Below are 13,294 nucleotides of genomic sequence, written 5' to 3' on the forward strand. Positions count from 1 at the left end.
TCGCAGACAGGCTGATGGGAGCCGCGTAAGGCAAGATGAAGCTCCGGCACCATCCGCGGTGTCGCGGGCTTTAAGCCTTTGTCTGCACATCGATTTTTCTGTTGGTGGGTGGTGCTATGCACCCCCGCCGTGGTGCCATGTGGACCGCAACTCCCCGGTTTTCCTGGGGTCGTTTGGCACCAATTTCCAGAGGCCAGTTTCGCTACCATTTTATGGGGATTGATGAGGAGCGGACCGTGTTCAACGACGACGATTTCAAACCCAAGCTCGGCAAGATCCGCTCGTGCGGCTCGAAGGGCGGCCGCAAATTCCTGCATCAGGTTTTGGCTGCATCAAACCTCGCGCGCGGCGGAGCGGGCGGCACACGCAAGTCCCGCTTCACCGGCAGCCGCATCGGGCGCGGCGCAGGCGTCGGGCGCGTGCTGGCGAACCGAGACCGTTACGCAGCCTTCCGCCAGCGCCGCGTCATCATCAAATCCCGCATCGTCAAGCTGGCCGGCAAGGGGATGGCCAAGGGAATGGAAAATGCGCGGGCCCATCTGCGGTATATCCAGCGCGACGGCGTGACCCGCGAGGGCGAGCCGGGTGAGCTTTACGGCGCCGAGCAGGACCGGGCGGACGGAAAAGCCTTCCTGGAGCGTTCCGAGGGCGACCGCCATCAGTTCCGCTTCATCGTCTCGGCCGAGGACGGCGCGGAATACGACGACCTCAAGCCGCTCACCCGCCGCCTGATGAACCGCATGGAGGAAGATCTCGGTACCAAGCTCGATTGGGTGGCGGTCGATCATTACAACACCGGCCATCCGCACACGCATATCCTGGTGCGTGGCCGCGACGAGCGCGGCAAGGACCTCATCATCGCCCGCGATTACATAACCACCGGCATGCGCGAGCGCGCCGCGGAGATCGTCAGCCTGGATTTCGGGCCGCGCTCGGATTTCGAGATCGAGAACCGGCTGCGCCGCGAGATCGAGCAGGAGCGCCTGACCAGCATCGATCGCCGCCTCATCCGTGACATGGACGATGCTGGTCTCGTCGCCGCGACTGACCGCGACGCCTTCCAGCAGAGCCTGCGCGTGGGCCGGCTGCAGAAGCTGAAGCGGCTCGGCTTGGCCGAGGAACTTCGCCCCGGCCAGTGGCGGCTGGAAGTGGGGCTGGAGGATACGCTCCGCCGCATGGGCGAGCGCGGCGACATCATCAAGACCATGCACCGCGAAACGGCCGGGCAAAACATCGCCCGCAGCCCCGGCGATTACGTCATCCTCGACCTAGGAGACCCGACCGCGAGCCCCGTCATCGGGCGCGTGGTGGCGCGCGGGCTATCCGACGAACTCAAAGATCGCCATTATCTGATCGTCGACGGGGTAGATGGGCGGACCCATTACGTCGACATCGGCAGGGGCGAGGCGACCGAGCCGACGCCGGACGGCAATATCGTGCGTGTGACGCCGAAGAACATCGAGCCTCGGCGCGTGGATCGAACCGTCGCTGAGGTCGCCGCTGCCAACGACGGGCGCTACACCATCGACCTGCACCTCAAGCACGATCCCCGCGCCACAGAGGATTACGCCGAGACCCATGTGCGGCGGCTCGAAGCCATCCGCCGCGCCACCGGTGGCGTTGCCCGTGAGCCCGACGGGACCTGGATCGTCGAGCCCGACCATCTCGACCGGGTGGTGGAATACGAGCGGAGCATGGCTCGCGCAGCGCCGGTCATCGTCGAGAAGCTGTCCCATCTCACGCTCGACCGGCAGGTGGGCACCGACGGTGCCACCTGGCTCGACCGCGAGCTCGTCTCGGATCATCCGGAACCCACCCGCGACTCCGGTTTCGGTCGGGAGGTGCGCGAGGCCCAGGCGCGCCGTCGGCAATGGCTGATCGCCGAGGGCCTCGCTCACGAGGAACAGAATCGGATCGTCTATCGTGCCAACATGCTGGCGACCCTGCGCCGGCGCGAGCTTGCCCGTGTTGCCGGCCAGCTCTCAGACCAGATCGGTCTCGCCTATGTCGAGACCCGCTCCGGCGAGTCGGTGGAAGGCACGCTTCGCCGCTCCATTGAGCTTGCCAGCGGCAAATATGCGCTCGTCGAAAACAGCCGCGAATTCACCCTCGTCCCCTGGCGCCCCATCCTCGAACGCCATGTCGGCAAGCAGGTCTCCGGCATCATGCGCGACGACGGCATTTCCTGGACCATTGGGAGGCAGAGGGGTGGGCCGAACATAACGTAGTCATTCGTGGGGAAAGACCCGTCGGCAGGGGGCTTCAATTGACAATCGCGGTGTTGATCAAACGACGGCGCGACCTTCCGCTAAGCGCTGCAAAGCATGCGTTTCGCCAGAAATGTCTAGAGCAACCCCGCCAGAATCAACCGATAGATCACGAAATGAGTAAAGCTGGCGCGCTAGAGCCAAGCCATCAGCCCGGCAATCGCAGCAAGTGCACTTGCAAACGCAAGCATCCCGGCAAGCACTGCGTCGCCCTGAAGCGCGACGTCCCCGGGCCGAGCGAGGTCATAACCTCCAAGAAGGCCCGCCGCGGTGGTGGTGCGGATAGAGAGCGGTAACGAAAAGTGTGCCGTGTCAACGGCGTCGCTTGTCCACCGTTGGGGGACAGTGGACGAGCGGCTAGTGTTCCCGGACAGACGCGGGAAGCTCACGATCGGCCCAATGCGGGATCGACCGATCTTGCTTTGGACGACGCGGAGGAGGAAGTATCCCCACCGCATGCTCAGCTTTGGCCAGCTTTTCGAATTGGTCGGGGGGTATCGCCGACCGCAATCCCTCGACGGCGGTCTTCAGAGCTTGGGCCTTTTCACCTCGTTCGATCGCTTGATCGGCCGCCAGTGTCGCAATCAACGGTACCGGCTGCGTACCGCCACCTGGCGGATGATCATTTGCTGTGGGTGGCCGCGTATCATCTTCCGGTCGTGGGCTAGCCGAGCGAGGGCGGAAAACGGGAGGCTCGAGGAAGTCGATTAACGCTTTTTTCGCAGACGGACCGTGTTCGACTTGCGCGAAGACCTGCCGATCGTGAAGCGCCGCGTCAGCATCGGCAATCGATCGTACGATCGGCCGCTCCCTATCAAGTGAATGAGAGTTGAGAGCTTTCGATAGCGAAGGGGAGACCGTCGACACCAAAACTGTTGTCGACAAGAGCGCTAGGGTTTTGAGATTGTTCCTCATGCAAACTTCCTTCCATACCGCAGGCTACGGTCATGAAATTAGGAGGCTCGTGTATCTGGGGTTCATCCCTACGGTGCCGAAAAGTTTCCAGAGGAAGAAATTTTGTAAACGAACGTTGCTCGGAAGACCATTACGAGGAACGCGTCAAATCCGGGATGGTCGGCTGCAGCGCATTGAGGCAATCATCCAGTGGCAGCATCGTGTGGCGTCGGAAGGCGACAATCACCGCTTCCTCTTCCACCGACAGGACCGTCGAACGTGGTTCTGCCGGTCCCGTCCGGCGGTCGCTGACCGTATCACGGTTCTTCCACTTGGCGGCCATCTTCTGGTTAATCCCGTAGCGCTTGGCCAGCGTTTTCAGGCTCGCTTGACTATTCTGTATTGCTCGACGAACCGCCTCTGTCGTCGTGGCGCTGCCGTGAAGAAACTGTCCCATAGTGCATCCTTCCATTCCTGGGAAAACAATGCACCATCAAAGCCCGGGATCAAACACCAAGATCTGCCGCAAGAAGTTTTCAGGCGAGCCAAAATTCGATTGAAACTTCTGGCTGGTTTCGCGCTTTAAAGATACCGCAATCTCGTCAGGAGCAAACTTTGGTGGTAAAATGCCAAGCGCGTTCTACCAATAAAATCCATATCGACGGAATTTGGGCGGCAAGAACGAGGGTAGCCGTGGTTTATAAGACATGCCCGCAATTGTCGGATACTGCGGTGTTGCCAAGGCGGTGAGTTCACGCAGCCTGGCGATCCGACTTTCTGTGCTTGGATGCGTTCGCAAGAGAGACGGCTCGGGAATGCGCCGGCCGGGAAGAAAAATTTCTTCCCAGAACCTTCCGACACGACGTTCGAGTTTGCTCAGCGCTCTCATGAGACCCTCCGGGTCGCCAGTCAGCTCTGCCGCCGCGCGATCTGCGTCATACTCGCGGGTGCGCGACAGGCCGAGCTGCACGAGCGCCATCAAGGTGGGCGCGAAGATGAGAAGCGCCACGATATGCCACGGAACATAGACCGCGCCCGCGAAAATAAGAGGTAGGTTGAGGAGCAGCAGGAATTGTCCAAGCCAACTCGCGATGGAAACCAACCGTGACATCATATCTGCCAATCCCATGATCCACAGGTCGCGGTTCGCGATGTGGCCAACTTCGTGAGCCAGGACGCCGACGAGTTCGCGACCGTCGAGGAGTTGAAGCAGTCCATCGGTGACGCAGATTGTACTGTCTTCCGGACTGCCCATCGCGAAGGCGTTCGGCAACGGGCTCGATACGCGATAGAGCTTCGGCGCGCGCGGCAAATCGGCACGTCGCGCAAGTTCCGCTATTCCTGCGACAAGGCCGGGCGCATCACGTCCCGTTATGCGCTCCGCCTGATATGCGGACAGCAAGAAGTCTTGCGGCAGATTGGGGGCAAAAATCAGACCCGCAACCATTCCGAAGGCAAGCAGCAGCCCGACCTCCGCGCCGACGACCGCTGTCATGGACACCCAGGCGATCATCGCCATAAGGCCAAGCAAGAGCGCGGATTGGACGAGATTGATAAATCGATGCCTCGTCGAGACAGCAGGCATTTCCGGCTCCTATCGCGGTTCGCCAAGTGTGATCCTGAGGCTCTTGTGTTGATCGCCGCGCCGGAGGTGCAATTCAACCTGATCCCCGGGGCGATGCGCTTCGAGCGCCGCGATCAGGTCAGCCGCTTCATCAACTCTAGTCGCTCCAAGGCCGATTATCCGGTCGCCGGCTACAATGAACCCATCGCCGCTAATGCGGGCGGGGACCAGTCCCGCGCGGGCAGCGGGGCCGTCAGGATCGACTCCGAGGACCATGACGCCGGAGGTGCCCTTCTGCGCGAGCATTGAATCGACCCTAGGATCGAATAAAACGCCGAGACGTGGCGGTGCATAGCTGCCGCGAGCGATGAGCTGTGGCACCACCCGATTGACCGTATCGACGGGCACCGCAAAGCCGATTCCCGCGCTGCCGCCGGATGGACTGAAAATCGCCGTGTTGACGCCGATCAGACGCCCCGCGCTGTCAATCAGAGGGCCACCGGAATTTCCGGGGTTAATTGCTGCGTCCGTCTGGATCAGGCCACGTATCGGGAGACTGCCTTCTCCCGGCAATTCGCGGCCGAGAGCCGAGACAATTCCGGTCGTCATCGTCCAGTCCAAGCCAAACGGATTGCCGATGGCGAACACGCTCTGACCGACACGCAACTCGTTGCTGGTGCCGATGGGGATTGGCGGTGGCCGGTCAGAACCTACGCCGATATGCAGGACTGCCAGATCGTGCTCGGGGGCACGCCCCACCAGGCGCGCGGAGAAGGCACGGCCATCAGCCAGCCTGACGACTGCCCGGCTCGCGCCGGCGATAACATGATTGTTCGTCACCACATGACCGAGTTCGTCCCAGACGAATCCTGAACCGTTCCCGCGCGGAACGTCATAGGCATTCCGGGTCCAGGGATCGACTACACGCTCGGCCGTCGTGATGAAGACGACACTGTCTCGAGCGGCGTTGAATACCGTGATGGTGCTTTGTTCAAACGCCGCCAAGTCGCCGCGCGGAGCCACGGCGCGCGGTTTGGCAAACCCACCGAGCACAACGCCCTGAATGATAGGAAAGCTCTGCCACACAATTATGATAAGGAGCGCGGCAGAGGTTGCTGAAACAAGTCGAATGAAAAAGGTTCGGTTCATTGACCGCCATCTGCATTTTCAGTAGGGGGCTGTTCGCGTCGGTCCTGATCGCGCACGAGCCAATGGACAACCCCGAGCGCAAGCGCCGCGCCCGCGAGTGCGGCAATCTTGGATGATTCCGTCTCGCCGAGGTCCAGGATGATGAATTTGCGCGCGATGGCGAGGAGCGCGATCAGCACGATCGTGCGGACCTGGAGGATCCCGAAGCTGCGTTCGGTCGCAACAAGAAGGGAGCGCTTGAACTCGAGCGCGATCACCACGGTGAAGATCATGCCGAACACCACCTGGAAGGTGGCGTAATCGAGAGTGTCGAATGCCCCCAGAACCAAGCGGTTCACGACTTCGCGCATCAGCGCCCAGACCGACGCCACGACGATCGCCGCAATGATGACGCTGAGGACGAGGATGACAACTTGCTCGAACTTCTCGTAGAGCGTCATCGCCGACCATTGTTCACGGGTCAGCCCGGATCGCTGCAAGTCTTTCATGATTGCCTCTCGAAAGCCGCCCCGGAGAGACAGGCTCCCCGGGGCTTCGCCAGACGGTGCGATATCGCACGGAGCGGAGGGGACGCCGCAAACCGGCGACCCCCATGTGGCAAATCAGCCGTTCTTGACCTCGATGCGCTTGACCTTGGCCTGCGCCTCGGGAGTCTGGGGCAGCTTGATCGTCAGAACCCCGTTCTTGAAGGATGCTTGCGCCTTTTCGCCATCCACACCGGGGGGGAGCGGAATTGTCCGGTAGATCGCGCCGTAGCTGCGCTCGGACAGGTAATACCCCTTTTTCTCCTCCTGGCGCTCGATCTTCTTCTCCCCCTTCACAGTCAACATGTCATCGTTGACCGTCACCTCGATGTCCTTCATCTCCATGCCCGGCAGCTCGATCGATACTTCGATCGCCTTGTCGGTCTCGACCACGTCGGATTTCGCTTCGCCGCTGCCAAAGGGCCATTCGAAATGACCGACACGGTTCCAGAAGTTCTCGAACACATGGTTCATTTCGCGCTGGAGTGTCGCGATCGGGTTGTCTTCGCTGCTCTTGGCATCTGGCGCGCCGTCCTTGCGCGCCCAGGGGATGAGGTCTTTGATCTGCATGATATGGTCTCCTTCGGTTTTCAGGCGCCCTTGACGGCGATCTTTTTCGGCTGCGCTTCAGGGGCTCGGGGGAGCGTCAGGGTGAGGACACCTCCACGCATCTCGGCTTCGATCCTGTTGGGGTCGAAGTCCTCGGAAAGCGTGAAGGCACGCTCGAAATCGCCCTCGCCATATTCGGCATAGGCAAGTTCGAGGTTTTCCGGCCGCACCGAGTCAACTTTGCCGCGGATCGTCAACACACGATTTTCGAGCGTGATCTCGACCGCATCGGCGGCGACCCCAGGCATTTCAAGCATCATGGAGACACCCTGATCGGTCTCGACGATATCGGTCAACGGGCGGTAGATGCGTCCGCCGCCGGTGGTCTCGGGCGAGTCGGTCGGCGTCTTTTCGGCGGCTTGCGTGATGTCGGTGCTCATCGTTCCAGCTCCTCTCAGGCTGCCTTGATCTCGATTTTCTTCGGCTTTTCTTCCTCGGGCCGGGAGATGACGATCCGCAATACGCCGTTCGTCATCCTCGCCTCGACCTTGTCATCCGAGGCCGCGAACGGCAGGCGGATAGTGCGGGAAAACCTGCCGAAACCGCGTTCGTTGCGGTGCCAGCGCGCACCGTCGGGAACCTCGGGCGCCTTGCGTTCGCCCGAAAGCGTCAGGACGTTGTCCTTAACCGAAATCTCAATGTCGCCCGGTTCGATGCCGGGAAGTTCAGCGGCGATGGCAACGGCCTCAGGGCCTTGCCAGACATTCACCGCCGGGAACGCCGCGCGGGCCGGCGGCCAGAAACCGCGGTCGAGATCGCGCATCATGGAGCGCATCAGCGCAAAGGGATCGCTGCGGCGCAGATATGTCGGGTAGAGCATTACTGGCCTCCTGTTGCTGATCGATGCCCCCGAACCGTCGGCATGGAGGGACCGGGCAACGGTGCCGGCCGGATGTCGGTTCGGAGACCGCCCATCAAGATAGGTGGATCCATTTATTATGCAAGCATGTATGATGCTTGCATTGCACTTTGGGTAGACCGCAGTCTATCCTGTTTCTCATGCAGACGGAGGAAAGATACCCTTGATCACTTCTGATCTCGCCCTGATCGGGACGACGATCCACCGGGTCGCGCAGCTCATCCAGCAGCGGATCGACCAAGACATCCGCGACAGCGGCCTGACCCGCCTGTCCTGGATGGCGGCGGCGCATGTCGAGGATGCGCCCGGGCTGACCATCGGCGATCTGGCCGACCGACTTGAGGTCGGCCCGGCCACTGCGGGCCAGCTCGTCGATCGCATGGTCCGGGGCGGCTGGGTCGAGCGGTCGCCCTCGCTCGACGACAGGCGGTCGCAGATCGTCACCGCAACGTCGAAGGCCCGGGGGATGCTGGAGGAACTCGCGCCGCGGCAATCGGCGCTCGAACATGAAATCCTGCAGGATCTGTCGGCAGACGAAAGGCGCATCCTGCTGGCGCTGCTCGAGCGGATCAGGGCGCGGCTCGGGCGCCAGTGAAAGGGACAAGCGGCATGGAAAGGAAGACCGAATACAACATCTGGTACTGGGTGGTGGCTTTCATAGCCGTGCTTTTCATCCAGAACCTGATCGCCGGCTGGCAATCCGTCGCACCGATCAGCTACAGCCAGTTCGAGCAGTATCTCGAGGATGGCAGGGTCGCGTCCGTCGCGGTCGGGTCAGACACCATCACCGGCACCTTCACCGACCCCGTCGACGGCAAGAGCCAGTTCGTCACCACGGTCGTGGATCCCGCGATCCTGCAGCGGATCGACCGCTCCGGCGTCGAGATCACGGGCGTTCCTCAGAACACCTTTCTCGGCACGCTGATTTCCTGGGTGGCGCCAGCGCTTGTCTTCTTCGGAATCTGGATGCTGCTGTTCCGTAAGTTCGCCGACAAACAGGGTTTCGGCGGGTTCATGCAGGTCGGCCGCAGCAAGGCCAAGGTTTACATGGAAAAAGAAACCGGCGTCAGCTTCGCCGACGTGGCCGGTGTGGACGAGGCCAAGGCCGAGCTCGAGGAGGTCGTAGAGTTCCTCAGGAACCCCGCCGAATACGGAAAGCTGGGCGCACATATCCCCAAAGGCATATTGCTTGTCGGGCCGCCAGGCACCGGCAAGACGCTTCTAGCGCGCGCAGTGGCAGGCGAGGCCGGCGTGACCTTCTTTTCGATCTCGGGCTCCGAGTTCGTCGAGATGTTCGTGGGCGTCGGTGCCGCGCGGGTGCGCGACCTCTTCGAGCAGGCTCGGAAATCCGCGCCGGCGATCATCTTCATCGACGAACTCGACGCTCTCGGGCGGGCGCGCTCCTCCGGCCAGATCGCTGGCGGCCACGATGAGCGTGAGCAGACGCTGAACCAGCTTCTGACCGAGCTCGACGGCTTCGACCCTTCGGTGGGCATCGTGCTCCTGGCCGCCACCAACCGACCAGAGATCCTCGACCCCGCGCTGCTGCGTGCGGGACGCTTCGACCGGCAGGTGCTGGTGGATCGGCCGGATAAGAAGGGACGTGTGCAGATTCTCGGCGTTCACATGAAAAAGGTGAAGCTCGCCCCGGACGTCGAAGCCGAGAAGGTCGCAGCGCTTACTCCCGGCTTTTCCGGGGCGGACCTCGCCAATCTCGTCAACGAGGCTGCGCTGCTTGCCACGCGCCGCAAGGCCGATGCGGTGACGATGGACGACTTCAACAATGCCGTCGAGCGCATCATCGCAGGGTTGGAAAAGAAGAACCGCGTTCTGAACCCGCGCGAACGCGAGATCGTGGCGCACCACGAGATGGGGCACGCGCTGGTGGCGATGGCTCTGCCGGGGGTGGACCCGGTGCACAAGGTCTCGATCATACCGCGCGGAATTGGCGCGCTCGGCTACACGATCCAGCGCCCGACCGAGGACCGCTTCCTGATGACGCGGGAGGAACTCGAGAACAAGATCGCCGTGCTGCTGGGCGGGCGCGCGGCCGAGAGGATTGTCTACGACCACCTCTCGACCGGGGCGGCGGACGATCTGGTCAAGGCCACCGATATCGCCCGCGCCATGGTCGCGCGGTACGGGATGGACGAAGACCTCGGGCATGTCAGCTACGACACCGATCGGCCCGGCTTTCTCGGCACCGGCGACCAGTCGTCGTGGCTGAACCGCCGCTACAGCGAGGCCACTGCCGAGCGGATGGACGCGAAGGTGCGCGACATCGTGGATGGCGTGTTCAAGCGCACCGTCTCGCTTCTCGAAGCCAACCGGGCGCTGCTCGAGCAATCGGCGCAGGATCTCCTGCAACGGGAGACACTGGACGAGCCCGATCTGGTGGCAATTGGGTCCAAGGTGAAAAGAACGGAAGCAGTCGCTGCGTGACACCGTCACTGACGCAGATGATCGGCGGACAACCCTGACTGGATAAAGAAACGGAGAGGAAAAATGGCAAACGGAGCTTGCGATATTTGCGGTCGCCCGGCGACGGCGCGCGTGCGCGCCTCGGTGAACGGCAAAGTTCAGAACATGGAGCTGTGCGATCAGCACTACCGCGAAATGGTGCGCCGGTCGGGCCGCAGCGCATCGCCGCTGGAGTCCCTGTTCGGACGACATTCCCTTTTTGACGAATTCTTCGGCGATAGCGGGTTCGGCAGCCTGTTCAGCGACAGCCCGCTGCGGGGTGGTGCACTGGGCGCCACGGGCGCGGGTGAGGACGACGTCGTGGATGCCACCTTCGGGGAGGAAACGCCGCGCCGCGGATCGCGGCGCGGCGGCGGACGCACCATCGCCGATCGGCTGAGCGAACAGGGCAACAAGCTGCTGCAGGATGCAGCACAGAAGGCCGGGGAATTCGGGCGCAGCGAGGTCGATACCGAACATCTGCTTCTGGCATTGACCTCGTCTGACGTCGTCAAGACGATCCTGGAACAGTTCAAGGTCGATGTGGACGATCTGCGCCGCCAGATCGAGAAGGAAGCGAAGCGTGGAGACGCCAAGACGGAAGGCGAAATCGGCGTAAGCCCTCGCCTGAAGGACGCGCTGAACCGGGCCTTCATCGCCTCGAACGAACTCGGCCATTCCTATGTCGGTCCCGAGCACCTTCTGATCGGACTTGCCGAGGAAGGTGAAGGCCTGGCCGCGGCGATGCTGCGTAAGCTGGGGTTGACGCCGCAGGCGCTGCGTCAGCAGGTGACGAAGGTGGTCGGCAAGGGAGCCGAGGAAGGCCGCGTCGAGACTCCGTCGAACACCCCCGATCTCGACCAGTTCAGCCGTGACCTGACGAAGCTCGCCCGCGAGGGCAAGCTCGATCCCGTCATCGGCCGCGCCCGCGAGATCGAGACGACGATCGAAGTGCTGGCCCGCCGGAAAAAGAACAACCCGGTGCTGATCGGCGAGCCCGGCGTGGGCAAGACCGCCATCGTCGAGGGACTTGCACAACGGATCGTCGCGGGCGAAGTGCCCGAGGCGCTGCGCGACAAGCGGCTGGTCGAGCTCAACATCAACTCGATGGTGGCCGGGTCGAAGTATCGCGGCGAGTTCGAGGAGCGAGTCCAGAAGATCCTCAAGGAGATCACCGAGGAGAAGGACAGCCTGATCCTGTTCATCGACGAGATGCACACCATCGTCGGCGCCGGCCAGGGCGGTGGCGAAGGTGGTCTCGACATCGCCAACACCTTCAAGCCGGCGCTGGCGCGGGGCGAGCTGAACCTGATCGGCGCGACGACGCTCAACGAGTACCAGAAATACATCGAGAAGGACGCAGCGCTCGAACGCCGCTTCCAGCCGGTCTATGTCGAGGAACCCACGGTCGCTCAGGTCATCATGATCCTGCGCGGCCTGCGCGACACGCTGGAGGCGCACCACAAGGTGACGATCACCGACGAGGCCATCGTCGCGGCGGCCGAGCTTTCGGACCGCTACATCACTGGCCGCTTCATGCCTGACAAGGCGATCGACCTGATCGATCAGGCCGCCGCACGTGTGAAGATCAGCGCCACAGCGCGCCCCGTGGACGTCCAGGAGCTAGAGGCCGAGGTCGCGCAGATCAAGCGCGAGCAGGACTATGCCGCAGCCCGCAAGCAATTCGACCGGGCAGCGGAATTGAAGAGGGAACTCGAACAGAAGCAGAAGGAGCTGGACGAGCTTCTGGAGATTTGGAAGCGCGACCAGGCCTCCGCCACCGCCGAGGTGCGCGCCGATCACGTCGCGCAGATCGTCTCCAAGATCACCGGCGTTCCGGTCACCGAGCTGACCACCGAGGAGAAGGACAAGCTCCTCAAGCTCGAGGAGAAGCTACACGAGCGCGTCATCGGCCAGGAAGAAGCGATCCGCGCCGTGGCCGATGCGGTGCGCCTGGCGCGCGCGGGCCTGCGCGAAGGTTCTGGTCCGACTGCGACCTTCCTGTTCCTCGGGCCGACCGGGGTTGGCAAGACGGAACTGGCCAAGACGCTCGCCGAGGTGATCTTCGGCGACCAGGATGCGATGATCCGTATTGACATGTCGGAGTATGGCGAGCGCCACTCGGTTGCCCGGCTGGTTGGCGCACCTCCGGGCTACGTCGGATACGACGAAGGCGGGCAACTGACGGAGAAGGTGCGCCGTCGGCCCTACTCGGTCGTACTGCTCGACGAGATCGAGAAGGCGCATCCGGATGTTTACAACATCCTGCTTCAGGTGTTCGACGATGGCCGCCTGACAGATGGCAAGGGCCGCGTCGTTGACTTCACCAACACCATTATCATCGCCACCTCGAACCTCGGTTCGGACATCATCCAGCGCAACCTCAAGAAACGCGGCACCAAGGAGTTCGACGAGGCAAAGCAGAAATCCGAACTGATGGAGGTGTTGCGCGGTCATTTCCGGCCAGAGTTCATCAACCGGATCGACGAGATCATCGTCTTCCATTCGCTGAACCAGACCGAGATCCGCCAGATCGTCGAGTTGCAGCTGAACCGGGTGAAGCGGACTGCACTGGGGCAGGGGGTCGAACTCGAATTCGACGTGAGCGTCGTGGATCACTTCGGCGCGGTCGGCTTCCGTCCCGAATTCGGCGCCCGCGAGCTGCGCCGGCTGATCCGGTCGGAGTTGGAGACCGAGTTGGCCCGTGAAATGCTCTCCGGGCGGATCGAGGATGGTGACAAGGTCCGCGTCGCTTGGTCAGCGGACGAACAGAAGGTCGTGTTCGAAAAGATCGCAAAGGACACCGGTGACAATAGCCCGGACGATCAGGCCGAGGCCGGGATCGACGAGTCCAGCGAAGCTGCCGAAAACAAGGCGGACGCTCCGACACCCGATGTCCCGGTCGACACCAAGGATAGGGAGCAGTCCAAGGACGATAAGTCTATCGGGTGACGTCGTGGAGGACTGG

General features: G+C 62.4%; 11 protein-coding genes and 1 pseudogene. 4 read left to right on the forward strand and 8 right to left on the reverse strand.

What is annotated here, in order from left to right; all coding sequences use genetic code 11:
• Positions 1-212 precede the first annotated feature (212 nt).
• Complete coding sequence (rlxS, locus tag H7H34_RS22945; RefSeq protein WP_185926905.1) at positions 213-2,228, forward strand: relaxase/mobilization nuclease RlxS; 2,016 nt, start codon at positions 213-215, stop codon at positions 2,226-2,228.
• Between the two features lie 396 nt (positions 2,229-2,624).
• Here the strand turns inward: rlxS and H7H34_RS22950 are convergent, their stop codons facing one another.
• The 8 genes and pseudogenes from H7H34_RS22950 to H7H34_RS22985 all read right to left on the reverse strand — a co-directional run bounded on the left by H7H34_RS22950 (position 2,625) and on the right by H7H34_RS22985 (position 7,773).
• Positions 2,625-3,182, reverse strand: coding sequence for a hypothetical protein (locus H7H34_RS22950; RefSeq protein ID WP_140056107.1), 558 nt, complete (start codon positions 3,180-3,182; stop codon positions 2,625-2,627).
• A 133-nt stretch (positions 3,183-3,315) separates the two neighbouring features.
• Positions 3,316-3,618, reverse strand: a pseudogene (locus H7H34_RS22955) (IS481 family transposase); the annotation flags it as partial.
• A gap of 183 nt (positions 3,619-3,801) precedes the next feature.
• A complete protein-coding gene (locus H7H34_RS22960; protein WP_086466659.1) occupies positions 3,802-4,746 on the reverse strand; it encodes a zinc metalloprotease HtpX in 945 nt (314 codons plus the stop codon).
• A gap of 9 nt (positions 4,747-4,755) precedes the next feature.
• Positions 4,756-5,874: a S1C family serine protease gene (locus tag H7H34_RS22965; RefSeq protein ID WP_185926883.1), complete on the reverse strand. Its 1,119-nt coding sequence runs from the start codon at positions 5,872-5,874 to the stop codon at positions 4,756-4,758.
• Entirely contained in the window at positions 5,871-6,362 is a 492-nt protein-coding gene (locus H7H34_RS22970; protein ID WP_185926884.1) for a phosphate-starvation-inducible PsiE family protein, read from the reverse strand. The genes H7H34_RS22965 and H7H34_RS22970 overlap by 4 nt, the downstream gene beginning before the upstream one ends.
• Before the next feature lie 114 nt (positions 6,363-6,476).
• Complete coding sequence (locus tag H7H34_RS22975) at positions 6,477-6,968, reverse strand: Hsp20/alpha crystallin family protein (protein WP_086466662.1); 492 nt, start codon at positions 6,966-6,968, stop codon at positions 6,477-6,479.
• Between the two features lie 20 nt (positions 6,969-6,988).
• Entirely contained in the window at positions 6,989-7,387 is a 399-nt protein-coding gene (locus H7H34_RS22980; protein WP_185926885.1) for an Hsp20/alpha crystallin family protein, read from the reverse strand.
• 14 nt (positions 7,388-7,401) lie between these two features.
• The gene (locus tag H7H34_RS22985; protein WP_245165646.1) at positions 7,402-7,773 is read right to left on the reverse strand and encodes an Hsp20/alpha crystallin family protein; all 372 of its coding nucleotides are present in this window, start codon (positions 7,771-7,773) and stop codon (positions 7,402-7,404) included.
• A 256-nt stretch (positions 7,774-8,029) separates the two neighbouring features.
• Here H7H34_RS22985 and H7H34_RS22990 point away from each other — a divergent pair, with 256 nt between their 5' ends.
• From H7H34_RS22990 to H7H34_RS23000, 3 genes are all read left to right on the forward strand, one after another.
• Positions 8,030-8,461 carry a MarR family winged helix-turn-helix transcriptional regulator gene (locus H7H34_RS22990; RefSeq protein WP_185926887.1) on the forward strand — a complete coding sequence of 144 codons (432 nt, stop codon included), beginning with the start codon at positions 8,030-8,032 and terminating at the stop codon, positions 8,459-8,461.
• Positions 8,462-8,475: 14 nt separating this feature from the next.
• Complete coding sequence (gene ftsH, locus H7H34_RS22995; protein ID WP_185926888.1) at positions 8,476-10,308, forward strand: ATP-dependent zinc metalloprotease FtsH; 1,833 nt, start codon at positions 8,476-8,478, stop codon at positions 10,306-10,308.
• Positions 10,309-10,371: 63 nt separating this feature from the next.
• Positions 10,372-13,278, forward strand: coding sequence for an ATP-dependent Clp protease ATP-binding subunit (locus H7H34_RS23000; protein ID WP_185926889.1), 2,907 nt, complete (start codon positions 10,372-10,374; stop codon positions 13,276-13,278).
• The last annotated feature ends 16 nt before the right edge of the window (positions 13,279-13,294 follow it).

It is taken from the genome of Stappia sp. 28M-7, assembly GCF_014252955.1.
Taxonomy (GTDB): Bacteria; Pseudomonadota; Alphaproteobacteria; order Rhizobiales; family Stappiaceae; genus Stappia.